We start from the raw sequence: 25292 nt of genomic DNA on the forward strand, positions 1-25292 counted from the left end.
TTTTTTATCGTTATAAAATCAGTGGATAGATGAGGTATGTCATCAGAAGTCCGCCTATAAAGAAACCTATGACGGCCAACAGCGAAGCCAGCTGCAGATCCGACAACCCGGAAATTGCATGGCCGGAGGTGCATCCCCCGGCGTATCGGGCGCCAAAACCGACCAGAAAACCACCCAGTGCCAATACCGTTACCCCCGTTGCTGAACCCAGAGAGCTCCATGAAAACAGGTCGTCGGGAACGAGCCCGTTAAAGTCCTGTATTCCCAGTGCCTGCAGCTCTGCTACGGTTGAAGAGGCAAGTTCTATAGGTTCGGGATTGGCAAAGACATAGCCCCCCAGGAAACCACCGATAACAGACCCCAACAGGAAGGTCAGGTTCCACTTGCCGGCGGATTTCCAGTCATAATTGAAAAACTCCACATTACCAAAATTGCAAGCCGCGCAGGTGTGACGCAGATTGGCGGAAACTCCAAACATCTTCCCGCCCATCAGCAATAAAATGGGAACTGTTAAGCCGATAATAGGTCCGGCCACATACCACGGCCACGGCTCATATAATAGATCAATCATAGTTGACACGCTTTTTTAAGTTTATAGGCCTTTAGCTGCCGGCCTGTCCTTAGTTTCTGTCAAGAATATAGATGATTCTGCCAAACATATCAATACTTGTAATAACAAGTTGTAATTTAATTATTTATCCACCTCATAGGAATTCTCTATCGGTTCAACCTTTAAATAGGGTTTGCCCGGGTTCCACATAAGCGTTTTCAGATACATTCCTGTAACCTTATGACCGGTGTATAGTTACACTATTTATAATGGCAAGATAATCATACTTTTCACACCCTGAATGTACTATTAGTACTACATGTAATAACAAGTCTTGATATATTCTGTAAATCGATGTATTATCATATAAACGTAATTTTATTTCTCACCACCCAATGATGCTTAAAGAAGGTATTCCGCGCCATAAACAGATCACCGAATGGCTTCGAACACAGATAGAAAAGGGCTATTACCAGGCCGATGAAAAATTGCCGTCGGAAAATGAGCTTTGCCAGAAGTTTGATGTCAGTCGTGTTACCGTGCGAAAAGCCCTGCAGACACTCGAAAACGAAGGCCAGATTTATCGGTCCCAGGGCCTGGGGTCTTTTGTCTGTGACGACCGCCCGCGCCAGTCGTTTATCCAGCTTACCGACTTTGAGGAGGATATGCATCGCGCGGGATTGAAGCCCTCCTCAGAAGTCCTTCAGTTTAAGCCAGTACCCGCCACAGACCGTATTGCCGGTATTCTAAAAATCGATCCCGACAGCACCGTTGTTCGGCTGGATCGGCTTCGGCTCGGCGACGGGCAACCGATCGCTTTTGACATTACGTGGCTGCCCATGTTCTACGGTCAGCTTGTGGAAGGCTACGACCTGCAGGGCAAAACCATTTACGATATCCTCGAAAATGATTTTGATATCCCGGTGGAGAAGGGCTATTTCCGAATGGAAGCGGAAAATGCATCCGAGGAGATTGCCGAACATCTCAATGTGAATACCGGGGCCGCCCTGCTGCTGATCGACCGCCTCTCGCTGACGGTTGGGGACAAGCCTATTTATTATCAAAAACGGTATTACCGGAGCGACCGCATCGTATATGAACTGACGGCCGAACGGGAACCAGACATGGATACATCAACCAGCCGCATGCCGCTTAGAGAGTTTTTACCGGTGTTCAACAAAGCCGAGAATTAAAAATGAGGAGATATTGTTTTATCACGCCTATCTTATCCGGCTGCTGTACTCTTCGGGAGCCTTCCAAGACCACAATCTTTCCCCCGCGTTATCAACAAGCAACAGTGGAATAGTTTCTCGTGAGCACAAAAAATCAGTTTTGTCCGTCTCCCGACAGACTCCTAACATTAGTTTGACAACCGCGTAAAGTTCACGGGCAGCTCTCTTCGTCTCCGTGGGTACGCGCAAAAGATGCCATGTCCCATCTTCCGGGATATTCACTTTAGTTTAGGATTATATAATCAGATCCGCAGGCAGCCGCGGAAACCCCTGGCTGCATAATAGGATTGTGCACCGTTATGATATATAAAGACATGTCCATAGCGAAAATCACCGAAAATAGCCCCGCCCTGTTTCCTGATATCAGCAGGTGTTTTCAACCAGCTTGAGGTTTTGGCATCAAATTTTCCAAGCTGCTGAAGCTGTCGATACTGTTCTTCTGTTAAAAGTTCAATGCCCATCGCTGCTGCCATATCAACCGCATTGTTATCTGGTTTGTGCTTTTTCCTGGACTCCAGCCCATCGCGGTCGTAACAGACACTTCGGCGACCTTTGGGACTTTCGGCCGAGCAGTCATAAAAGATGTATTCTCCCGTCTTTTTGTCCTGATCCACCACATCCGGCTCACCTCCTGTCCTTTCCATCTCATTGAGCGACCACAACTTTTCAGGATACTCCTCCAGCTTTACCTTCAGCTCATCCCATTCAATATTATCGTGGCGGTCCATATGCTTCTCAAACCGGGATTTTAGCGTTCCGAGGAGTGATTCGCGCTTTTCCCGGGACATTATTTTATTTTTGCTGCTCATATCGTCTCCACGTTTATATCGGCGTTAATATAAAACAACCGCTATGTTGATTGCCTGTAAACCTTGGTTCGACTGAGTATGGGCGACCTGTCCTTTGGCAAGACATCAATACTAGACTAGCGTCACATCAAACCCTGGATTTCGGACTCTTCCTGACCGAACACGGATAAGTATCGATCATGCCGATCTACACAGGCAGCCTGAAAAGAAAGATGCTGTAAGAACTGCGTTGCCCTGCAGCATCAGTGTTATGTGCGTTCCAGTAAACCTAAATGTCCATGGTTGAGATGGTACTAAAAATATGTATTAAAAATCGATGCCAATTGAAAAATAGTGAATCGGGTCCCCGCCAAATCCATCGCGATAGTATGGCCAGCCAATATCATAGCGGAACGGGAGACCCAGCAGAATCGTCCGGATGCCAAACCCGGCCCCTATCAGTACATCTCCTTGCAAAGATTCAAAAGTTGAGTAGTTCCCTCCCTCGCTTGGCGGTTCTGTAGTAAGATCACCGGTCGAGCGGTTCAGGTAATACTGGATGGGTTCGCTCACCGCAAAATCAAGATCCGCATCATTTAACACTCGCTGGGAGCTCCCCCCCTGCTGATTTTGCAATTCAAGCGGAATATCCTGTCCCCATGCGGCCCCGGCATCAATAAAGGCGGCCCCGGTCATATTATAAAGGGGCAAAATCGGGATGGGTCCGGGCAGTATGGCTGCAAAGAGCGGGAACCGGAACTCCGCATTTATCAGGCTGAACCGGTCGCCATACAGGCTGTTGTATTCATGACCACGCAGAGGCAGTGCAGGAATGGTGAAGAAGGTATCGGCCAGTTTGTCGGTGGGGATGGAATTGCCTGACCAGCGCTGGTTGATCCACCCGAGCATTCCACCCATAAAATAGGTCTGCGAGTCGGGTCCGTACGATAGAGCCCCGGATCCCCGCAGGGCAACCGAGTAACCGTACCCGAGATTGAAATATTTCCTGTAATCGCCCATCAAAGAAACAAATTCAAGACTACCCGCCGGCGGACTCCCGGAAAGACTGAACGCGTACCGGTGACCACCCACCGGGGTAATAAATCCGGGCAGCGTACGGTCGACCGTGTATGTCGCCTGGGGGTAGAGGAATGAAGAGCCCTCGTTTTGCGAGAAGTCATATCCCACGACAGTATAATCCCGGGCAATGGAGATCCCGGACAGGCTCAGGTCCAGCCGCCGGAATTTGTCAATCGGATACTGGGCCGTAATTCCCCCGCCCATTGTACGGAAGCGGTACAGTTGCCCTGAATAGGTCTGGTAGCTCGTGGCCGAGTGAGAAAAGCTGACCAGCCAATTTGTGCGCTGTTTATAGTAGCCGTACGACAGGAAATAATCGCTGTTGCGCAGGTCAAAGACCAGGTTGCTGCCAAAGGTGATCTGGTGATCGCCCAGCAGGTCGCTGAATACGACCTGGGTTAACCCGTAAGAGCCGTAGTAGGTTGAGAAACTTCCTCCGGCGTAGGCAAAATCGGTGGTGAAGCGGAGGCGATACTCCCGTGGCTGATAACGGCCGTCGCGGGTGGTGTTGTTTTCCGGGTTAAAAAGCTGGGCATTCAGGTATTCATTGGCAAATGCCGTGTCCTGCTCCACCTCGGTGGCAAAGACATAATTACGGAAATCGATCTCCTCATCTTCAGTGGTATCCTGCCGTGCCTCTCCCGGTTCAATATTTTCGGCAGTCTCAGCAGTGAGCGTATCGCGGGCAGCTTCTTCTTCCCCTGTTTCTGTTCCCGCCTGTCTTTGCTGTTCTGCTGTTGTTTCATTGATATCCGACGGCAGTGCGCCCTCCCTTCCTGCTGCTGTGGCATCAACAGATGCCCCGAACATCTGCCGAACATACAAGGTCGCCGGCACCCGTTGAGTTACCGGTTCACGCTGGCGTCGCTCGGCCCACTCGTTGGGAGCCAGCGGACCATCTTTTTTGCGTAAAAACGGCGAACGGATCAGGTAGATATCCAGATTCCCTTCATTTACGGAGTTCACGGCCATGCGGCTCCCGTCGCTGCTTAGCGAAATCTGCATTACGCCCGACTGCAGGTTGGTGAGGGGCGCGCTTGTGCGATCTTCCAAATTCAACTGGTACACATTGGGAATCCCGTTTTGATCCGAAATAAACACCATTTCTCCCTCGCGCGTGGTCATCGGCTGCCGCTCAGACCAGTTGGGCGTTTTGGTCAGCCGCGTTGCCCGGGAGCTTCCCAGTTCCACTTCGTAGATATCGGTTGAGTAGAGATCGTCACTCAGCAAAAGCGAGGCATTCTCCTTGTAGCGGTTTAGCTCAACCCTGCTGCCCCGCGCCGAAACAAAATAGACTGATTTTGAATCGGCACTCCACGCCGGTTCGAAATCAGAAATAATATCATTGGTGATATTCAGGAATTCCTGCGTTTCCAGGTTGTATACAAAAATATCCTGGTACGGACCGATGTTGCCGTCAAAAGCGATTTTGGCCCCGTCCGGCGACCAGGCAACCGAGCCGATCGCATCGAGGCGGGGGAATTTCACTTTCTGTATTTCACCCGTTCTATAGTCAACAATCGCCAGGTCATCCGAGCCTTTCGATTTCGCAGAGAGCGTCAATTTCTCGCCGTCAGGCGACCAGCTGAGATTCGGGTTTAAGATATTGAGCTCCTCGAAGTTCACATTGTCGTTGCCCTTGATCAGCGTTTTGAGCTTTTCTCCCGTAATGGCGCTGATCACCACGACATCAAAATAGCCCCGCTTGTTGGTAATCATCGCAATTTTATCACCCTGCGGGGAGAGCGCGGGGCTTGTATTGTACGTGCCGCTTCGATCGTCATCCGTCACCAGCGTTGCAAAGTTGTCAATATCCTCCCGTTCCGCCACTTCCGGCAGGTACCGCTTGCGGTAGTAATCTTTCCACCGTTCGGAAAGCTCGGGAATCGACAACCCCAGCGCACGCTGGAACCCCACTTCCACACTGCGCTGTGTTTTAATCGTCTGGAGAATCTCCCCGATCTTTTCGCGCCCGTATTCCTCAACAATAAAGTTCCACAGCGACTGGCCGCCCCGGTAGGCGAAATAGCCACTCAGCTGGGGGAGGTCAGGCAGGTAATTGTTGATGACGGCATCCCGAATCCACATGTCGGTATTGCTATCCCATCCCACCGAAACGTATTCGGCCAGTCCCTCGTCGAACCAGTTGGGAAATGTGAGCTGGATGTTGTTGTTGACAATGGATTGTACGCTGCCCCCATAAAACATGTCGTTGAAAACAGCGTGGGAGAGCTCATGGTGCAGCGTGCTCCGGAACTCGGTATAGTTGCCGCTGAAGGGCATCGTTATCCGGTTCTTATACGCGTCGGTCACCCCGCCGATCCCCTCGGCGTTGGTGGGCAGGTTGACCACGTTGGTCTGGGAAAAATCGTTGTGAGAGTCATAAATGATAACCTTTATACGGTCTGCAATCTGGTGATTGTAGTCTTCCGTAAACTGCTTGAGGGAAGACTCCAGCGTGCGGACCGTAAAGTCGGCCAGTTCATAGTTGAGTGACCCGTAGTAGTGAACATCAAAATGTTCCGACTGGATATATCGCCAGTCAAAAGTGTTGTATTGTACCCTGTTTTTCCCGAAAGAAAAATACTGGGCCATACTCACCTCAGCCCCCCCGAAGAGGATCAGGGCCAGCAAGACAATCGATTTAGAAAACCAGGAGTGGGTATCTGCAATTTTCATAAGCGACCTTTTGTCAAAATCACGGATTTATAAAAAGACAGCGGCCTGGCCTGGTCATCCCTCGACCAATGCCAAATCGATGTGACGCTGCTCTATATCTGTTCTAACGACTCTAACCTTCATTTCTTTCCCGAGTTGATATTTTTTCCCCTGATTTCTCCCCACAAGGCAATGTTGTTTTTGATCATACACGTAATAGTCGTCATTCAGCTCACTTACCTTGAGCATCCCCTCGCAGTGGATATTTTTCAGGTCTACGAAGATCCCTTTCTCCATTACGCCGCTGACGACCCCGTCAAACACATCGCCGACATGCTGGCTGAGGTACTCAACCTGTTTCAGTTTGATCGATTCTCGTTCCGCCTCAACCGCCATCCGTTCGCGTTCACTACAGTGCTCTCCCATCTTCTTGAGTTCCCTGTACTTGTATCCGGGCTTGTCCTGGCTGTATTTTTTCAACAAGCGGTGGACAATCACATCCGGATAGCGACGAATGGGGCTGGTAAAATGGGCATAGTGCTCAAAACCCAGTCCAAAGTGGCCGACATTATCCGGGCTGTACTCCGCTTTTGCCATCGCCCGCAGCATCAGGTCATTGACTGTCAACTCCAGCGGGGTGTCCTCCACCTGGTCCAGCAGCGTATTGATCGCCTTTGAGCTCACGGTTCTGCTGTCCAGACGAAAATCGATGCCGACCGGCTTTACCGTTTCCTGAATATTTTCCAGTTTTTCAAAGTCCGGCTGATCGTGAATGCGATACAAAAAGGGATACAGATCCTTGTCGCTCTTCTTTTTGCTGGATTTTTCCCTGAGCTCGTCGATATGGCGCGCAACCGTTCGGTTGGCCATCAGCATACACTCCTCGATCAGGCGATGGGCAAACACTCGTTCTTTCAGTTCGATATCAAGCGGTTTGCCATTTTCATCCAGCACAAACTTCGGTTCGGGGGTGTCAAAGTCGATACTTCCCTCCTTGAACCGTTTTTCCAGCAGGATATGCGCGAGTTTTTCCGCCGTTTTCAGGGGGGCTGAAAATTCACTCTCTTTGCCATCCAGTATTTCCTGGGCTTCCTCGTAGGTAAACCGGCGGTTTGAGTGTATCACCGTTTCTTCAATAGAATGATCCACCAATTTTCCTTTGGGCGTCAACTCCATGAAGCAGCTGTAGGCCAGCTTGTCCTCTTCAGGCCGCAGGCTGCACACGCCGTTGCTCAGTTTTTCCGGCAGCATCGAAATCACACGGTCTACCAGGTAAACACTGGTCGCTCGTTCGTAGGCCTCTTCATCCAAAATCGACTGTTGAGGCATGTAATAGGTAACGTCGGCAATATGCACGCCGAGCAGATAATTCCCGTTGTCGAGCACCTCGATACTAAGTGCATCGTCAAAGTCCTTGGCATCCTCCGGGTCGATGGTAAAAATCTGCTTGTCACGGATATCATTCCGCCGTTCGATCTCTTCCTGCGGGATCTCGGTCGGGATCTCTTCAGCATACTGTTCCACCTCTTCGGGGAACGGGGCTTTCAGCTGATTTTCCGCCAGGATCGACAGCATCATCGCTTCGTTGGTGCTGCCGTCGCCCAGCACCTGGGTTATTCTTGCTTCCGGCAACGAGCGGGGATGAACCCAGTCAACAAGTTCAAAAATAACCTTGTCTCCCTGCTTGGCCTCTCCAATATTTTTGGGCAGTACAAAAAAGTCGATATGAGCTGAATTCTCATCCGAGGTAATCAGATAGCTGTTATCCGACTGCTGGATGAGCGTGCCCACGAATATCTCGCGGCCCCGTTCAATAATTTCAACTATTTTGCCCTCAACGCGGCCATCTCTTCCCTTGCTCGGGAAAACCTCCACGCGCACCTTATCATCGGGCAATGCAACCCCCAGGTGACGCGAGGAGACCCGGATATCCTCCTTGTATTCGTCACAAATAAGATATCCCGTCCCGCGCCGGCTGATATCGATTTTTCCTACAACTGTGTTGTCGCTGCGGGATCTTTTCTTCCTTGTATCGCCTTCGCCGGGAGCCAGTTGAATGGCCCCGCCTTTACGCTTTACAATCAAATTCTTGTCATACAGGCTGTTAATTGCATTCTTCAGCCTGTTATTGTCTTTTTTGGATTCTACTTGCAACACATCCTGCAGCATATCAAACTGTAGTACAGAGTCAGGATTGTTTTTCAAAATGTTGAGGATGATCTCCTCGAATGTATGTTCTTTGGTTGTCTTAGCCATTAAATATGTTTCTAACTTTGCTTTATTAAATTAATTAATCTTCAATCTTCTTTCGTTGCTTTTATCGCTGAACCCGAAGCCAGTGTTTCATCTTCGTCCTGTTTCCTGCCCGCGCCAAATATTCCAAGAATGGTTCTTTTAATGCGCCGGGCGAACTCTTTCCAGGTATTAAACTTCACCTGGGCCTCCAGGCCGATTCCGTCAACGGTACTTCCGGATCCGGGTGTGGGTGTCACATTTCCAAGTGTTTGATCCTGTCGGTGGAACGCCATAACAGATAGGCTGCGATTAATCCGGTAGGTGGCATTTAGATCACCAATACGCTCTGTGAGAGTAGCCTGATTGTCGGAACCTGTAATCATACCTTCGCGTCGTAGAATAAGCCTATCGTTGTACAAACGCAATGCCACGCCCAGATCAATTTCGTTATAGGCGTTCAGGCTGAAATCAATATCAAACCGGCTTACATCGCTGTTGAGCAGGGCATTGATCTGGCTGGAGAGCAGCGGGCTTATGACCTGGCTGGAAAGCAGCGGGTTCAAGTAGGTGGAGCGGCGGGTAAAACTCTGCCCGATATTGCTGTAGGCCTCGTTCGTGCTCTGGTAGGAGATAAAGTTGCCCGTTAACAATATGCTGGTAGCCTGAATCAGTTTCTGCTGCTCGTCGCGGTTCAGCTCGTTGATCTGGGCTGTCAATGTGCTGTTGGAGGAGATATCGAACGTATTTGGAATTCTGAAATAGTAATCATTTTCAACGCTGGTGATCGTCCCGGTAATTTCAACCACCAGGTCAATCGGCACCCGCTGACCCTCAAAATCGTTCTGGCCGCTCTCTGCCGTACCAACAAGCGGGGCAATGCTCGGCCTCGCATTATATATCGCATTTATATTTAGCCGGGCGTTTTGTGGATCTCCCTCCCAGATGATGGTCCCTCCTCTTTCGAGTTGCAGCGGGCGGGTAAATATTTCGCCCCCCACAAACAGGTATCTTCCGCTGGTAATATTGTACCGGCCAAAAATCTGGGTATTCTCCTCCTCCATCGTCAGGCGGATCTGTCCCGTTCCCTGAGCGGTCAGCACCTCACCGGTCACCCGGTCAAAGATGAGCTCCACCGTCATCGGGTTGTTGGCATTGAACTGCAGGTCGAGGTTAAACCGCTCCGAAAAGGTGAGGTTTTCCAGCATCCGGTTAATCGACTCTTCAACGTCGACCGAGCCTCCCCCCCCGGTCTCCGATCCCTTTTTCCGGGCTGGCCTGAACTCCTCCACGAACTGGATAAATTTCGTGTTTTCATTCAATTCTGTTTCTTCAAGCAGCGGTATCGACAGCCGCGAGTCGGTCGTTACCTCCACGGGAGATTGAGTCCGGAGATACAGATCGTTGTTCGGTCCTGTCACCCGAACCGATCCCGTACCGGAAAGGCTGCCATAAAACGGGACATCGGGATCATACGTGTTGTTCAGGAAATGCAGGCGGTTCATCTCCATGGTCAGGTCCAGGTAGGTAATCGGCTCAAAATTATTGATATCCACGTTGCCGTACACCAGGCCGGTTCCTCCCTTGGTATCGGTCACATTCAGCGAATCGAGGGTTAGCCAGTCCTGCCGGTTAAATTCCAGGTGGCCATTCAAAAAATAGTTGGTATTCAAAAATTCCGGTTTGGCAAACGCATTCTGGACCTGGAAATCCAGGTTGAAATCGTAATCCTCCATGTTACCCGTGATATATCCTTCGCCGGAAGCCAGCCCTTCTACTTCCTGGAATACCTTGGGAGCGATGTAGGGGACAATCCAGAGATCGATCTCCTCAAAATTGGCATCAAAATAGTAAGTGGTGTCGCGCGGGGCTTCGGGATTGGGGGGCACAAAATACCCATCCAGGTGAAGCCGCTGGCCTACTCCGTCATTTCGGTCCAGATAATCGCTGTATTTCGTGGTATCGGTGACGATATCAATACTGGTGTTAAACCGGTTCCGGGCCGGATCGAACCGGCTTGAAAAACGGGCATCACCAATCATCCTGTTGTCCAGTTGCAGCCGTTCGACCTGCATATCTCCCTGGATGGAGGGGCGGGCCAGCAGTGAGCGGGTGGTAAGCGTGCCGTCCATCGTACCGCTGAACCGGAATTTTCCGTTGATCAGCTCAGAAATCCGTTCCAGGTTCACATCGCGCATGACAAACAGCAGTGAATCCTGTCGGCTTTCGGTTATCTCACCCCGCACCTCCAGTAACTCGTTATTGTTTCTGAACCGGAAATCCCGGAACCCGATCTCTCCGCTCCGCTGCAGGATAACTGTTGGGATGGCCTCGTTTTGCCAGGAATACCGGCTGTTTCCGAGGAAAAAACGATCGATTTTCATCGTAACTGAAGAAGGAGAAAGCTTGCTGCTCACAATAAATTGCGAGCGGGCCTCATCAGAGATATTGGCAATACTGCTTGAAATAAACAGCGAATCCTGTTCAAGTGACAGATCGAAGCGGGCTGAATCTACATTCACAAATTCGGTATGCAGGGAGTCTGCACTGGCCTGGAAATCGATATTCGAGAACTCTTTTAACGTCCGGTCGTGCCGAAAACTAGCCGTCAGCCGGGTGGTTGCCCCGCGCGCTTCATTCAGATTATAGATAAGCGTGTCAGTTCGGGTATCGGCAGTTAGCAGAAACCGGTTGGCATCGGCCCTGAAATCAAAATTCAGGGTCGAATTTGATACAACCCGCGGGAAATTCTGCCAGTAATGGCGGATCAGCCCCAGGTCCTTGGTCACCAGTTCCCCCTCGAGGTTCAACGGTGCCGGCGGCGTTGTTTCGGCTGCTTCGCCGCTGGATAATGAATCCAGCATAATTTCATGGCGTATCCGTTCATCCAGATAGCGGGCCCAGTAACGTCCCTGGCGCACGATGTTAGTGGGTTTTATATCCCCGCGGATATTCAGGTCAAAAAGGGAACTGGTCAACCGGAACGTGCGGCTGCTCAAATCGGGCGAATCCAGGTCCATGTAAACCTGGTGGGCCTGTACCGTGTCGCCGCCAATGACAGATGCTTTGACATCGAGGTTGGCGCGGCCCTGAATGCGATCTGCCTGCAAGCCCTGCAGCTCGACGTTATAATCCAGGTTGAGCTGTGTCTCCGGAACCGGCTCGTAGCCGAAATAGCGGGAAAGATTAATGTTACCCGCCTCCCCCTTCAAGGCAAACTGGGTCTCCTCTTTCTTGAAATCGATCCATCCCTGCCCGGCCATCTGTTCATCGCCCGTCCGGTAGTTGTATGAGTGCTCAAAAAATCCGTCAACCAGCATTGCTTCAAACGAAAGGTTGTCGATAGCAATTTCATCGACAGTACTGTTATATAGAGAGGCCGAAAAGTTGTGCAGATCTTTTGAAAAATCGTACCCGATACCGTTCAGGGATATATCGAAATTCAGATTAGTAGTATCGACCCTGTGTGCCAAAAAGGGCGCCAGGTCGATGTTGTTGGCGGATAGCGAGCCAGAATACTTGAATGGAGTGCGCAACTGCGTGAACCCTTTTGCCGCAATGGAGCCGGCCGGCCCCTGCAGATTAAGATCAAGGTTCAGGGAATCCGGCGTCCCTGACGTGGCACCACTGACCTGAAGGTCTTCAAACAGGCTGAACTGGGCCTGATTAAGCGGACCGGTGACCACTTCCAGATCCTGCTTTCTGAGAAACAGGTCTTCCACGTTGAACAGGTAATTCAGCTCGCTTCTCTCATTTAATTTATTAATACGTCCGTCGATGCTCACGTAACTTTCACCGATCCCGAAATCAAATCGCTCAATGTGGAGCGAATCGAGATCCCCGTCGGCAACGACATGGAAATCAAGCGGATCACTGATTGACGGAACGGAGGGAATGAGCCCGGAAAATTCGGCAAAGACCATTTTCTCCGAGTGGAAGTCAAGATCGTAGCTGGCCCCGGGCAGCTGCCGGCGGACCGAGTCCGATTCCAGGTTAACGCCGTCAATCTGGCCGCTGACGGTCAGCTCAGAGAGTGGCGTCGTTATATTAAAGGCGTTAAACTCCAGAAATCGGCTGTCGTTATAAATTTGTCCCGAAAACCGGAGGTTGTCAAAATCCATGCCATGAAGATTGGCCGAAAAATGCTCAAAATCGAGGAAACGCTGCACTTCACTCAGCTCCAGGAACATGGCGGTGCTGATGGAATCGGCACGAAAAGGTTCCGGCAGGATCACGTTATTCTGTTCATTGTGAAACTCTTCCACGAACAATGAGCCGTTCCGGATAGTCAACAGAGGTGCAATAATCTCCACTTGCTGAATCCAGGAGCTGCCCAGTTGCTGTTGACGTTCGGGCAGTATGGAACGCCGCCGGAAGGCTTGGTTCATGGTATATTCGCCCTCTCCGTTATTCATGAAACGTAGCTCGGGCCCCTGCAGCTGAAAGGCTACAATACTGATTTTATTTTGCAGCAGGCTCCAGAGATCGATTTGCGTATGTAGTTTTGAAATGGAAATCACGCTGTCCCGGCTGTCTTGAGTCATCAGGGAATCTTCGGAGCGGGGGGCCTCCAGGGTTACGTCGGTCAACTCAAAACGGAAAGGCATCAATCCTTCCAGCTCGCCAATGGAGAGCTCCCCGTAATAACGACTGTTAAAACTCTCTTCGATCTGGTTGGCAATATAGTTTTTTGAGGTATTCAGCTGGAGCAGCCCAAACAGGCTCCCGCAGAGCAGCAGCCCTCCCACAAGGAGAACCAGGATGATTCTCCAAAAATATTTCCATACGGTATGTATCCAGCGTAAAACCACGCTCAGTGTCAACTAAATTGTTTGTAGGCGAACGACCACGCAGCCTCTATAAGACCGGTATCCTCACACGGGTAAATGTATGGACTTCCCCACTCATCTAACAGAATAAGGCGGATGTTCCCATCCTTCACTTTTTTATCTGTTTTCATAGCCCGGATCAGCTTATCCATTTGAGGCACCAGCTCGTACAGCTTTATCGGGTACAACGGCTTGAACGTTTCAAAACGTGTACTATTAATGTGGGCTCCCAGCTGTGTTGAGGCGTATACGGCGGCAATCATTCCTGCAAAGACGGCCTGTCCGTGCGATATCTTTCCGTAACCGGCCTCTTTTTCAATTGCATGGGCAAACGTATGACCAAAATTAAGGAATGCCCGCACACCCGCTTCCAGGGTATCCTCTTCCACGATTTCGACCTTTATGGAGGCACTTTGGGCTATCAAGTCAGTCCACTTTTCTGTCGGTTGAAAACCGGCACCTGATACCAGTTCAGAAGCAGTTTCAAAGATTTCCGGCGAATGAATGGCCCCGTATTTCAGTATCTCCGACAAGCCGTTGATCCACTCCTGCTTCTCAAGGGTTTCAAGGAAGCGGGTATCGGCAAATACGGCATCCGGCTGGTAAAACGCACCGACCAGGTTTTTGCCGACCTTGTGGTTGATGCCGGTTTTTCCCCCGATGGAGCTGTCTACCATGGCCAGCAGAGAGGTGGGCAGGTGAACCAGCGGGAGCCCCCTGAGGGCTGAAGAGGCTGCGAACCCGGCCAGGTCTCCCGTCACACCACCGCCAACAGCAAACAGGGGTGTTCCCCGCTCGGCGCCCTGCTCCAGGACAAAATCAACGACCTGCTGCCACTGAGTGCTGCTTTTACTCTTTTCACCTTCGGGTACCACGTATGTTCCAACCTGATCAAAATAGCTGTTCAGTCCCGCCGATATTCGATCTGCATGCAGGCGGTAGACCTTCTCATCCACCACCGCAAACGCTCTGCGCGGAGAATACCTTCCTGCACAAAATTCTGTGATTTGATCCCACAAATTGTTGCCAATATGGATCCTGTAATCCTGCTGGTAACTGATTGGTACATCAATTGTGTGCGACATGATTGCGTATTTTTTTGACGAGTGCGGCGGCGGTATCCTCGATTGAGGTCTCGTTATCGTTGCGTATGGTGATCTCCGCCTGGCGGTAATATTTGAGCCGTTGGTTATATAGTTCGCTGAGTTCTTCCTCCAGGACAGCCCTGTCCTTCAGGGTACCGTCCTCATTTAACAGGAGTGGCCTGTTGTCGTGCTGCATTATGCGGTCCAAGATAACAGAAAATGGGGTCTCTATAAATATCAGCAGCCCGTTTATTTTAATATGGTCGACCAGGTGCTGGTTGTGGAGCGCTCCTCCACCCAGTGCCAAAACTCCCTCATAGTTTCTTATTGTATCCAGTAGTTGTTTGCGCTCCAGGGAGCGGAACCGTTGTTCGCCCTCCTCCTCAAAAATTTTCGGGATCGGCTTGCCGGCCTGTTTCTCTATTCTTGTATCCAGATCGGCAAAAGGAAGTTCCAGCTTTTCAGCCAGTGTCCTGCCAAGCGTCGATTTTCCAGTGCCCATAAATCCACATAAAAAAAGTATTCCGGGCAGATTCTTGATCGATTCCATCAGTGATTCGGTTTTTGTGGTGGTACCATTTCTACTTCTTCCCGTTCGACGACCACGGCGCCCGGAGGCGAACCTTTCGGACTTCGAACATATTTCACTTTTGTGTACATGACTGGCGCCGTCTTCATTCCACGCGCCTTGGAATAGTAGGCCGCGTAGCTGGCCGCCTGCAAGATGATGTTTTTGGGAGGAAACTCTTTCTGGTTTCCCATGCGTATAACGGTATGGGAGCCCGGCACACCTCGCGCGTGCAGCCACACATCCTCTTTGTGGGCCAGGCTGGTGAGCTTGTCGTTGCTCTTGGCGCTTTTACCAATCCACACCTCGTACTTACCCACCTTGAACTTTCGAAAAGGTGACTGCGCCTGGTCCTGGTCGCCGGTGCCGTACCCATATTTTTCGAGCGTCTCGTCGCGATCCTTGATCCACTTTTCCAGCTCATACAGCCGTTCAAACTCTTCCATTTCATCCAGAAGTTTTTTCAGCTCCCCAATCTCCTGCTCCACGCCGCTGATCCGCTCCATCGCTTTTTCATAGGAGGTGCGCGACTCCTTGGCCTTTTCGTAATAATGCTGCGCGTTTTCCGCCAGATCCTTCTGATCTTTCAGCGGTATCGTCACCGTCTGAGACTGGTTATACAGATCCTCAACTTCGATCTGTTGCTGATCGGGCGCCCTGTTTTCATGGGCATGTGCCATCAACAAATGACCGTATTTCTCATATTCATCGGCCCGCTCCAGGCTTTTATCCGCCTGTTTCAGCTGTTCCAGCTGGCTTTCCCGTTTGTTCAGCGCCCGTTCCAGCATCTGCTGCACCTTATGCCGGGCCTGGTGCAGCCGGCGGGTGTGCACGGCATTCCGGTAGGCATGGCGAATCATGTTATTGACGGTATCAAACGCCTCCTCCGTCTCAATGTCCAGCACCGCTTTTGACCACAAGCAGGTTTCACCGGTGACCAGCACGCGCGGGTGTGGGTTGCTTTTCAACTCTTCGGTAATCCAGCTCACAAACGACTTTACCTCCTCCGGTGCCATATCCGCCACATCATGCTGCTCAACCAGCGCGGGAATCAGATTTCTCGGGAGCAGCGGATTCAGCCTTGTGATCTGGTTTTTCGGCTTTGCCTTCGGATTGACCTCATTCGAAAACGTCGGCGCATACGGTTCAGGGGGAGGCTGCCCGACCTTTTCGCCGGGATTTTTAAACGATTCGACGATTTCGCCATCCCGAACCAGGAAGATATTGGGTTTACTGCTGAACAGCTTAAACAACAGGTGATCCTGGTCCTCAAAATTGAGGTAGACAAGCCGATCGTAATGGGCCAGTTCCACATTGACGATTTTTTTGCCCTCCACCCCCTTGAAAAATTCAATAACATTGCTCTTTTTAGGAGGACGGTACGAGTCAACAAATAGTGCCGTTTCAGTTGGATTTGCACTAAATATTAATCGCAGCGGTTCAGATAATGTGTCAAGAAATATTTCCACTACATCTTTGTGGGGAGATATTGCAACGTCAAAATAGGTGCCTTCCAACTTTTCATTTAATTCCTCATTTAAATATATTAACTCAAAATAGTTGTTCATTATCTTTCTTTAGAACAATGGTTGTAAAAAAGTTAAAGATTAAGGCGAAATGACGTACCCTATTTTTAATTCAGTTGTCAATCAAATCAAGAGTGATCTCGAAAGCAGGAGTGTCAAGATAAAAACTTTCAAGACGTGGAACGAAGACCGAATTAACGCCACGGGACTCGAAATCGTTATTGACCTGGAAGAGCGGACCGAATTTATCAAAGAGCTGTCCTTTAACTTTGACTGGGATCGCTTCCGTGAAACCGTACTGGCCAAACAGCTGGAGGGCATGGAAGAGCACCCGTTCCTGCTCGAGGACAACATGGTGAGCACCCGCATTGCCCCGGTTATCGACATTGAAGTTACCTGGAGATTCGACGAGGAACGATCGCAGACCGGCGTCTCCGGGCAAAACGGCAACCGGCGGCTGGAAACCGCCAGTGAATGGATGGAGCGAATCAGCGAGGAGGTAAACAGCCTGCTCGACGATGATGACATTATCACCCGCTGGCACATTGAAGTGGAGGGCGATGAGTATGGAAAATACTTGTCGGCTATCAATCTTATCTCCTATTTCCAATATACGCTGGCGGACCTTACCAGTCTGAACAGCGTGCACCAGTTCGTCACCGAACGCCTGAAAGAACTGCTGCTTAAATCTCAAAAAGTAATGAAAATCTCTGACCGGGTCCTGCATACGGTAGCTGCAGCCTGACCACCGGCACCGGCGGTGCAGTCATGAAATTCCAACCCCTTAACACGAAAGGCCTTCGAGAAAGCGAAGGCCTTTACTTGTACAGCGCGTCGAAGCTGCTACTTGTTTTTCTTGTGCCGGTTCTTCCGCAACCGTTTTTTACGCTTGTGCTTGGCTATTTTTGAACGCTTTCTCTTTTTTCCACTTGGCATGATTGCTCACCCATTTTTTATTCTTGTTTATATCGTGCTACATGTCTGTTGCAGATTTTAGATAAATGTGGCCCAAATATAGCAATTTATGGGTTCATTCCTATAAGGAGACTTTACCCCCCTGCGTCTGCTATACTGCGTGTTCGATATTGTAACGCGTTTACCTGTAAAAAAGAGGTTTATTTCGTTAACTCCAACCCCCCGTGTTCCAGGAGAGCGTCAGGTGGCTGAGCCATTAAAAGTGGGGTTTATTGGCTCTATGAGATTCCATCCTGCAGAAAGAGACTCCGTATACACGAACAGTCAACACAGGTCAAAACTACGAAGCGGCAGCCTCCTGTCTAATGAACATCAGCAGGTTATTCACTGTCTTCCTCCTCCATCATCGACTCATTTACCGCTTCCTTGAAGTCCTTGGAAACTTTCAGCACCGGTACATACTGTTCCGGCACAATCACCTCTTCATTAGTTTTGGGATTCCTGGCCACGCGCTCGGCGCGCTTGACGACCTTGAAACTGCCAAACCCCCTGAGTTCAATATTTTCTCCCCGTTTCATAGCGTCTATGACCGTCTCCATAAATCCGTTAACCACCGCTTCGGTTTCCACTTTGGTTAATCCGGTTGAAGATGAAATTACATCAACTATATCAGCTTTAGTCATAATTGGTCACCCTGAATAATTGTTCTTTTTGTTAAATCACTGTGAGTTTCAACTCAAAAAAGCGGAATGTTTGCACATTACCGACCATCTTAACTTTTTTAAGATGCATTGAATTCCATACACTTATTTTCACCTAAAAAAGTGCTAAATCTTTTATACTTTCACATTTGCTTAAATTAAACCGAAATTTTAAACGGTAGCAAATACGCATGGAAACATTTGACTTCATCATTAGCTGGTTAGTAGACCTTATTTGGAATACACCGGAATCGTTTCCAGCAATGGTGGTTATTCTGCTTGCGTTCGGAATATATATTACGATACGGTTGGGATTTGTCCAATTCACGCGGTTCAAACACGGGTTAAAAGTGGTTACCGGCTTTTATGACGACCCGGAGGATGAAGGAGACATCAACCATTTCCAGGCGTTGACTACCGCGCTTTCGGCCACTGTGGGGATCGGGAATATTGCCGGTGTGGCGCTGGCCATCCACTACGGCGGGCCCGGCGCCCTATTTTGGATGTGGATTACCGCACTGCTGGGCATGGCGATAAAATTCACCGAGGTGACGCTGGCCCAGGAATACCGGAGCACCAACCCGGACGGCACTGTTTCCGGCGGCCCCATGTACTATATTGAACGGGGACTGGGATCCAACTGGAAATGGCTGGCCGTGGCGTTTGCCATTTCGGCTGCCATCTGCGCCTTTTTAACGGGTAATGCCGTACAGGCAAACACCGTGGCTGACGTTATGAAAACAGATTTTATGATACCGGTTGGCGTCACAGGGTTCATTACCGCAAGCTTGGTAGCTGCGGTGATTTTGGGCGGCATCAAGCGTATTGGACGAGTGACCTCCCGCCTGGTGCCTTTTATGGGTATCCTTTACGTGCTGGGCGCCCTTGTCATTCTCTTCATAAACTACCAGGATGTTGTCCCAGCTCTTGGCCTTATCTTCAGCAATGCTTTTAATCCACAGGCCGGAGCCCTGGGAGTCGGTTCCGGAGCCCTGATATTTACCCTTAGCTACGGCGTGCAGCGCGGATTATTTTCTAATGAAGCGGGCCAGGGTTCCGCCCCGATTGCCCATTCTGCAGCCAAAACCGATCAGCCGGTTCGGGAGGGAGTTGTTGCCCTGCTGGAACCGTTCATCGATACGCTGGTCATCTGCACCATGACGGGGCTCGTCATCGTTTCCACCGGGGCATGGGACATGCGCCACAAGTCCGCCGTTGATCCGGCTGACGAGGTGGTAACATATGAGTTGAACACCCAAAACGCGCAAAGTGATAACGGGACCAACGTGCTATACTTTTCTGGTGGTCTCCCCGAAAACGGAACCATGAACTACTACGACGTGCCAGTCGACACCATGTTCACCGACCCGGCCTACACCGCACCTTTCAACGGGAGAATTGAACTAAACGAAAGCGGAGTTTCTGTCTATACCGACAATGGCGATCAGCTGACAAGTCTGTACGGCGGCGTGGTCCAAAACGGGGCCCCGCTAACCTCCGCCGCTTTTGAAAAAGGCTTGGCTCCCATATTCCCGGGAGGGGGCTATCTTGTAACATTTGCCGTTCTTCTCTTTGCCATCTCGACCTCCATCAGCTGGAGTTATTACGGAGACCGTGCCGCCCAGTACCTGTTTGGGTTCAAGTCGATCTTCTGGTACCGCGTCATGTTCGTGGGCATGCATTTCTTCGGGGCCGTCGTCACCCTCACTACCATCTGGAATTTTGGAGATGTCATGCTCGGACTTATGGCTTTCTTTAATATCATTGCCCTGTTTGCACTTTCCGGAGTCGCCTACAGAATCACAAAGAAATATTTTGAGAATACGGAGGTTTGACGTACATGTCTGCATGCGCTGCAAAGTCAGCTGTTTGGGCTGTACATATGGGGAGGATACGATACAACACTTTATGGAATTCAGCCCCAAATACCTCTGTAACAGGCAATAAACGTTTGAGCAACGACCGGTCAGACGTAAATCCGTAACTTGTATACTGTCTCGTTATATGGAAAACAAAAAAAATGTCACCCTGATCCGGCACCCGGTAATTTCCCGTGATCTCACCATTCTGCGCAGCCGCACTTCGAGCATTACCGACTTCAGGGCTGCTCTCAAACGAGTGGCTACCATCCTGGCCTATCATGCCCTGCGGGAGCTGCCACTGCGCCCGAAAACGGTGGATACTCCCATTACGCAGACAGAAGGATACGATATTGATGCAGAGGTGATCGTTGTACCGATCTTGCGTGCCGGCCTTGGCCTGGTGAATGGAATCATTGAATTTATCCCCGATGCCAAAGTGGGTCATCTGGGCATGTATCGCGATGAGGAGACCCACGAGCCGGTGGACTATTATTCAAATTTACCCGACGGCCTTGATGAGGCGTTTGTTTTACTCGTGGATCCCATGCTGGCCACCGGCGGAAGCGCTAACGACGCCCTCACCTATCTTAAAAACAAAGGAGCACAACAAATCCGCTTTGTTTCGTTAATATCGGCACCGGAGGGCATCGAATTCCTCCAACAGGAACATCCGGATATACATCTTATTACAGCAGCAATCGATGAACGGCTGAACGATGACGCATTTATCGTTCCCGGCCTAGGTGATGCAGGTGACCGCTATTTTGGAACTCAATAGTACATATCTCGCTTTTGTGATTTCGCTGTTAACCGTGCCGGGGCTCGCCCTCTCTTCCTGCGGTGAGCTATCCGACTCCCAGTCCCAGCGTGTCAGGGAAGCACTGAATGACACTCTTCTTTCGAGCACGGAATCCTGGGGGGTGGATATGGAGCTGATCAAGGAAGGCCAGAAAAAAGTACGCATCAGGGGTACCTATGCCGCCTCCTACTCAATGGAAGAGGTCAATGAAACGCGCATTGCAGGACCGGTACATGTAGAAGTTTACGATTCGACCGGCACCGTGGAAACCCGGGTTACGGCCAACCGGGCGGTGTATCAGCCCAATGAATCGATATTCAACCTCCACGGGGATGTGCGCGTCCGAACGAACACCGAACGCCGGTTGCGATCGGAATTTCTGAAATGGGATTCGGGATCGAACGAGGTTTCAACCCCAAAATTTGTGATCATCACAACGCCCTCGGACAGCATCGCCGGCAACGGTTTCGAAGGCACAACCGACCTTTCGGAATACACTATCCGAGAGGTCACCGGCCAGTTTACGATCAACTGACATGGCAAATTCTTCAGCTGTTTTTCAAAAACTGCAGGCCCTTTGGGCGATCCGGAGACCGCAAAAAATACTGCTCTCCGCACTCTGCATTGTCGCCCTCACCATCCCGAAACCGGTGGAGGCTCAAAACCAGGTGACAATCAACCAGGCTGAGGAGGTAATCGGGGCCACGGTACAGGGAGAGCGGGTACGCAAACTCATCGGCGAAGTAAGCCTCCGAACCGACGATATGGTGATGTATTGCGACAGCGCCTACCAGTATCTCGAAAAAAATGAGGTGCGCGCATTTGGCAACATCGAAATTGATACCCCGGAAGAGCAGATCTACGCAGACACCCTCGTCTACTTTACGGATGTGGATTTCAGTCAGCTTCGCGGCCGTGTTATTATTGAAGCAGACAGCGCCACCCTGTTCAGCCAGGCAGTAGACTACCGGTTTTCAACCAAGGTCGGTCACTTCCTGGAGTACGTTCGCCTGGAAGACCAGGAGGGCGTCTTGACAGCCAACAGCGGCTTCTACTACCGGGAGCCCGACAGTGCCGTGTTCCGGGGTGATGTGCAGATTGCCGACAGCCTGCAGTATGTAGAGGGAGACAGCCTTTTTATCAACCGGCAGAAAGAAACCTACCGCCTGTATGGCAACATCTTTGTTGACGACCGCGAAAATAACGTCATGCTCAAAGGCGACTCCCTGAAAGCAGACACCGTGGGACACCGCAAGCTGGAAGGAGATGCATGGCTAAAAAAATTCGGAGCTGAACCGGATACCTCTGCAGGGTCCAGCGACCCTTCATTAACCGACCGTTCTTCCGGGATCAACCCCGGGCCCGCGGACTCATCCACCACGCCAGACAGCATCCGGGACGATTCATTATCGCCTTATGTCCGACAAAAGAGAGCCCGGATCGCCCCCTCCGACAGCATTACCACCTCAGGAACGCCCGCTTCCGCACCGCCCGACACCGCCGCTTCCGACACAACCCACATCAGGGCCCGGACCATCTACTCCATCCAGGAAACTACCGATACGGATACCATTTCGGTCATCAACGCCTATCAAAATGTGCGTATATGGTCCCCGAAATTTTCTGCTGTTGCGGATACGGCCCGCTACGATGATCAAACCGAAAATTTCGTTTTGCGGTCCAATCCCACTGCCTGGCATAAGCAAGTCCAGCTGACCGGTCCATATATACGCGTGCGTCTGGAAAATGGAGAGATCGACCAGCTGGTCTCTTTCCCCGTCCCGTTTGTCGTGCAACAGGATACCGCCATTGACCGGCTGAATCAGATCACGGGAGACACGCTGCGGGTAAATTTTATCCAGGGAGAAATATCGAGAATTCATGTCGCACCGAATGGACAGTTGTTACGCTTCACCAAAAACGAAAATGATGAACCGGACGGAGCTGTTGAAATGACAGCCCCCTCGATCACGCTCCTGTTTGAGGCGGGAGCCCTCGACTCTATGAAGGCACTGGGACCGGTAGACGGCATGTACCTGCCGGAAAGTCAAAAAACGGCCGAACGCCGCCTCGACGGGTTTACCTGGACCCCCGAACTGCGTCCCCAACGTCCCCGTGAACCGATGAAACGGCGGCTCCCCCCGATCCCGGAAGACCCGCCATTTGAACTGCCGGCCCGGTATCGGCAGGCTCACATGCCTGAGTAAAGGAAACCGGGATTCCCATATTCAGGCTATGTAAATCATCAATTCACCTCTTCCAGCTTCATATTTTCCTCGATTATCTGTTCCTGCTTCTCATAGGGCACCTTCGCATAGTGTGAAAAAGCCCGCGTATAGCTGGCACTGCCCTGGGTCATCGACTTGAGGCGGGTGGCGTAGTGGTCCAGCTCCTCAAGTGGAACCTGTGCTTTTATCTTTTGAATGGAGCCCTCGGCATCCATCCCCTGGATCTGGCCGCGCCGGGTACTGAGGTCACTCATCACATCTCCCATATACTGGGCGGGAACGGTAATCTCTAACTCATAAATCGGCTCCAGCAACTGTGGATCTGCCTTCATAAAGCCATCCCGGAACGCCATCAGGGCCGCCGTCTTGAATGCCGCTTCATTTGAGTCCACCGAATGCATCGAACCGTCGTAAACCGAAATCCGAAGATCCCGTACCCTGCACCCGCTCATCGGCCCATTTTCCATTTTTTCCATGATCCCTTTCAGGATCGCCGGCATGAACCGGTTGTCGATTACCCCACCCACAATGCAGTTCCTGAAAACCAGCTTTCCGCCCCACTCCAGGTCAATTTCCTGCACATCGCGCACTTTCAGGTCGTCATGCTCCGGCATACTCTCTTTAAGAGGTTCCATCAGCATGTAAACCTCGGCATACTGGCCCGCACCACCCGACTGTTTTTTATGCTTATAATGCGTTCTGACGCTACTGGTAATCGTCTCGCGGTATGGAATACGCGGCTGGACAAACTCAAAATCGAGGTTAAACCGGTTTTTCAGCTCATATTTAATTACGTTCAGGTGTTCTTCGCCCTGCCCGTGCAGTATCACCTGATTGAGTTCCTGGCTATGCTCTACCTCCATCGAGGGATCCTCATGCTGCAGCTGATGCAGTGCCGTACCGAGTTTATCCTCCTCTCCCTGCCGGTTGAGTTTGATCGCCGTGCGGATCGTCGTCTTCGGAAATTCGATCGGTTCAATGGTTATCTCTTGTCCTTTTTTATGGAGGGTCTCATTCACACCGATATCCTTCAGCCGGACGGCCGCGGCAATATCTCCTGTTTTAACTTCAGGGATATCCACCCGCTTTTCCCCGTTCGTCAGATACAGGTTCGAGAGGCGCACCGAATTGCCGGTACGACTGCTGACCAGATCAAGCCCGGAAGTCACAGATCCGCCATACACTTTAAAATAGATCAGGTCGCCGACATGAGAGGCGGCACTGTCTTTAAACGTGAACATAATCGGCGGACCTTCAGGATTGAGCTGGAGCAGATCCCCGTCAGTTGTTGCAGGCGGATTGGCCTCAAGCGGATTCGGTGCCACGTTGCCCAGGAATCCCATAACGCGCCCGGTACCCATGTTGCGGGTGGCACAACAGCAAAACAACGGGTACAGGTCCTGATTCAGCAGCGATTTTTGCAGGCCCTCCCGCATCTGGCTTTCGGTCAGCTCCCCCTGCTCAAAATAGAGATCCATCAACGTCTCATCATTTTCTGCCACCGCTTCAACCAGCTCATTATGCAGCAGTTCCGCCTGCGACTTTTGAGAATCGGGGATCGGCAGTTTATCGGGCTTTCCTCCCTTTTTGGGAAATTCATACATCGTCATCTTGAGCACGTCAATGATGGCGTGAAAATCATCGCCCTCGCTGAACGGATACTGTACCACCACTATCCCCCGGCCAAATCGTTCCTTCGCCATGTCCACCGTCTTCTGGAAATCGGACTGTTCGGAATCCGGCTTGTTGACGATAAAGAGTGACGGGATGCGATAATTTTGGGTGTACCGCCAAAGCGACTCCGTGCCAACTTCAACGCCATACTCGGCGTTCAATGTGAATATGGCGGTGTCTGCCACGCGCAGCGCACCAACCACTTCTCCCACATAATCGGAGGTGCCCGGCGTGTCAATCAAGTTGATCTTGCTGCCCCGCCAGTCCAGATTCAGAAAAGAAGAAAAGACAGATTTTCCTTTCTCATGTTCAATTTCATGGTAGTCGGAAACCGTATTTTTATCCTCAATGGTCCCCCGGCGGCGGGTAGTTCCCGATTCGTACAGCATCGTCTCGGCTAGCGTGGTCTTTCCCGATCCCGAATGCCCCAGTAATACGACATTGCGAATTCGTGATGGCTGGTACACATTCATAGCTACCTCCTTTTTTTGACAGGCTATATATTCGGCGGCAGCCGGAGCGTTCACACATTCCCGATACGTACTGAACTCTCTGTTTTGCAACG

General features: G+C 50.8%; 16 protein-coding genes. 6 read left to right on the forward strand and 10 right to left on the reverse strand.

Annotated elements, in window-relative coordinates; all coding sequences use genetic code 11:
- Positions 1 to 10: 10 nt before the first annotated feature.
- Positions 11 to 571, reverse strand: coding sequence for a YeeE/YedE family protein (locus ACG2F4_RS12225; protein WP_395261096.1), 561 nt, complete (start codon positions 569 to 571; stop codon positions 11 to 13).
- A 374-nt stretch (positions 572 to 945) separates the two neighbouring features.
- Here ACG2F4_RS12225 and ACG2F4_RS12230 point away from each other — a divergent pair, with 374 nt between their 5' ends.
- Positions 946 to 1743: a GntR family transcriptional regulator gene (locus ACG2F4_RS12230; protein WP_395261098.1), complete on the forward strand. Its 798-nt coding sequence runs from the start codon at positions 946 to 948 to the stop codon at positions 1741 to 1743.
- A gap of 281 nt (positions 1744 to 2024) precedes the next feature.
- Here the strand turns inward: ACG2F4_RS12230 and ACG2F4_RS12235 are convergent, their stop codons facing one another.
- From ACG2F4_RS12235 to ACG2F4_RS12265, 7 genes are all read right to left on the reverse strand, one after another.
- Positions 2025 to 2591, reverse strand: a complete 567-nt coding sequence (locus tag ACG2F4_RS12235; protein WP_395261099.1) for a DUF4256 domain-containing protein — start codon at positions 2589 to 2591, stop codon at positions 2025 to 2027.
- Positions 2592 to 2897: 306 nt separating this feature from the next.
- Positions 2898 to 6329, reverse strand: a complete 3432-nt coding sequence (locus tag ACG2F4_RS12240) for a peptidase MA family metallohydrolase (protein WP_395261100.1) — start codon at positions 6327 to 6329, stop codon at positions 2898 to 2900.
- Positions 6330 to 6383: 54 nt separating this feature from the next.
- A complete protein-coding gene (rnr, locus tag ACG2F4_RS12245) occupies positions 6384 to 8564 on the reverse strand; it encodes a ribonuclease R (RefSeq protein ID WP_395261102.1) in 2181 nt (726 codons plus the stop codon).
- Between the two features lie 41 nt (positions 8565 to 8605).
- Entirely contained in the window at positions 8606 to 13363 is a 4758-nt protein-coding gene (locus ACG2F4_RS12250) for a hypothetical protein (RefSeq protein ID WP_395261103.1), read from the reverse strand.
- Positions 13360 to 14454, reverse strand: a complete 1095-nt coding sequence (aroB, locus tag ACG2F4_RS12255; protein ID WP_395261104.1) for a 3-dehydroquinate synthase — start codon at positions 14452 to 14454, stop codon at positions 13360 to 13362. Before aroB ends, ACG2F4_RS12250 begins: the two co-directional genes overlap by 4 nt.
- Positions 14438 to 15004 (reverse strand): shikimate kinase, encoded by a 567-nt coding sequence (locus ACG2F4_RS12260; RefSeq protein ID WP_395261106.1) that lies wholly within the window; start codon positions 15002 to 15004, stop codon positions 14438 to 14440. The genes aroB and ACG2F4_RS12260 overlap by 17 nt, the downstream gene beginning before the upstream one ends.
- Positions 15004 to 16590, reverse strand: a complete 1587-nt coding sequence (locus tag ACG2F4_RS12265; RefSeq protein WP_395261108.1) for an NFACT RNA binding domain-containing protein — start codon at positions 16588 to 16590, stop codon at positions 15004 to 15006. The genes ACG2F4_RS12260 and ACG2F4_RS12265 overlap by 1 nt, the downstream gene beginning before the upstream one ends.
- A 49-nt stretch (positions 16591 to 16639) precedes the next feature.
- On the opposite strand from ACG2F4_RS12265, the gene ACG2F4_RS12270 reads away from it, so the two are divergent.
- Positions 16640 to 17293 carry a hypothetical protein gene (locus ACG2F4_RS12270; protein WP_395261109.1) on the forward strand — a complete coding sequence of 218 codons (654 nt, stop codon included), beginning with the start codon at positions 16640 to 16642 and terminating at the stop codon, positions 17291 to 17293.
- A 550-nt stretch (positions 17294 to 17843) separates the two neighbouring features.
- On the opposite strand, the gene ACG2F4_RS12275 is transcribed toward ACG2F4_RS12270, so the two are convergent.
- Positions 17844 to 18146 (reverse strand): HU family DNA-binding protein, encoded by a 303-nt coding sequence (locus tag ACG2F4_RS12275; RefSeq protein ID WP_395261110.1) that lies wholly within the window; start codon positions 18144 to 18146, stop codon positions 17844 to 17846.
- A gap of 209 nt (positions 18147 to 18355) precedes the next feature.
- Between ACG2F4_RS12275 and ACG2F4_RS12280 the strand changes: the two genes are divergently transcribed.
- The 4 genes from ACG2F4_RS12280 to ACG2F4_RS12295 all read left to right on the forward strand — a co-directional run bounded on the left by ACG2F4_RS12280 (position 18356) and on the right by ACG2F4_RS12295 (position 23032).
- Positions 18356 to 19999 (forward strand): alanine/glycine:cation symporter family protein, encoded by a 1644-nt coding sequence (locus ACG2F4_RS12280; protein ID WP_395261112.1) that lies wholly within the window; start codon positions 18356 to 18358, stop codon positions 19997 to 19999.
- A gap of 169 nt (positions 20000 to 20168) precedes the next feature.
- Positions 20169 to 20804 (forward strand): uracil phosphoribosyltransferase, encoded by a 636-nt coding sequence (gene upp / locus ACG2F4_RS12285; RefSeq protein WP_395261113.1) that lies wholly within the window; start codon positions 20169 to 20171, stop codon positions 20802 to 20804.
- Positions 20791 to 21360, forward strand: a complete 570-nt coding sequence (gene lptC, locus ACG2F4_RS12290) for an LPS export ABC transporter periplasmic protein LptC (protein ID WP_395261114.1) — start codon at positions 20791 to 20793, stop codon at positions 21358 to 21360. Before upp ends, lptC begins: the two co-directional genes overlap by 14 nt.
- Position 21361: 1 nt before the next feature.
- Entirely contained in the window at positions 21362 to 23032 is a 1671-nt protein-coding gene (locus ACG2F4_RS12295; protein ID WP_395261116.1) for an OstA-like protein, read from the forward strand.
- 38 nt (positions 23033 to 23070) lie between these two features.
- Here ACG2F4_RS12295 and ACG2F4_RS12300 read toward each other — a convergent pair whose 3' ends face one another.
- Positions 23071 to 25200 carry an elongation factor G gene (locus ACG2F4_RS12300; protein ID WP_395261118.1) on the reverse strand — a complete coding sequence of 710 codons (2130 nt, stop codon included), beginning with the start codon at positions 25198 to 25200 and terminating at the stop codon, positions 23071 to 23073.
- Positions 25201 to 25292 lie beyond the last annotated feature (92 nt).

The sequence above is a fragment of the Halalkalibaculum sp. DA3122 genome (genome assembly GCF_043951865.1).
In the GTDB taxonomy this organism is placed as follows: Bacteria; Bacteroidota; Rhodothermia; order Balneolales; family Balneolaceae; genus JAMQKA01.

Bases quoted from the DNA above. Each gene is read 5' to 3' on its own strand.
- ACG2F4_RS12260 (WP_395261106.1), bottom strand. From the start codon at position 15,004: ATGGAATCGATCAAGAATCTGCCCGGAATACTTTTTTTATGTGGATTT.
- rnr (WP_395261102.1), bottom strand. From the start codon at position 8,564: ATGGCTAAGACAACCAAAGAACATACATTCGAGGAGATCATCCTCAAC.
- ACG2F4_RS12235 (WP_395261099.1), bottom strand. From the start codon at position 2,591: ATGAGCAGCAAAAATAAAATAATGTCCCGGGAAAAGCGCGAATCACTC.
- ACG2F4_RS12230 (WP_395261098.1), top strand. From the start codon at position 946: ATGATGCTTAAAGAAGGTATTCCGCGCCATAAACAGATCACCGAATGG.
- upp (WP_395261113.1), top strand. From the start codon at position 20,169: ATGGAAAACAAAAAAAATGTCACCCTGATCCGGCACCCGGTAATTTCC.
- ACG2F4_RS12295 (WP_395261116.1), top strand. From the start codon at position 21,362: ATGGCAAATTCTTCAGCTGTTTTTCAAAAACTGCAGGCCCTTTGGGCG.
- ACG2F4_RS12300 (WP_395261118.1), bottom strand. From the start codon at position 25,200: ATGAATGTGTACCAGCCATCACGAATTCGCAATGTCGTATTACTGGGG.
- ACG2F4_RS12265 (WP_395261108.1), bottom strand. From the start codon at position 16,590: ATGAACAACTATTTTGAGTTAATATATTTAAATGAGGAATTAAATGAA.
- ACG2F4_RS12280 (WP_395261112.1), top strand. From the start codon at position 18,356: ATGGAAACATTTGACTTCATCATTAGCTGGTTAGTAGACCTTATTTGG.
- aroB (WP_395261104.1), bottom strand. From the start codon at position 14,454: ATGTCGCACACAATTGATGTACCAATCAGTTACCAGCAGGATTACAGG.
- ACG2F4_RS12270 (WP_395261109.1), top strand. From the start codon at position 16,640: ATGACGTACCCTATTTTTAATTCAGTTGTCAATCAAATCAAGAGTGAT.
- ACG2F4_RS12275 (WP_395261110.1), bottom strand. From the start codon at position 18,146: ATGACTAAAGCTGATATAGTTGATGTAATTTCATCTTCAACCGGATTA.
- ACG2F4_RS12225 (WP_395261096.1), bottom strand. From the start codon at position 571: ATGATTGATCTATTATATGAGCCGTGGCCGTGGTATGTGGCCGGACCT.
- ACG2F4_RS12240 (WP_395261100.1), bottom strand. From the start codon at position 6,329: ATGAAAATTGCAGATACCCACTCCTGGTTTTCTAAATCGATTGTCTTG.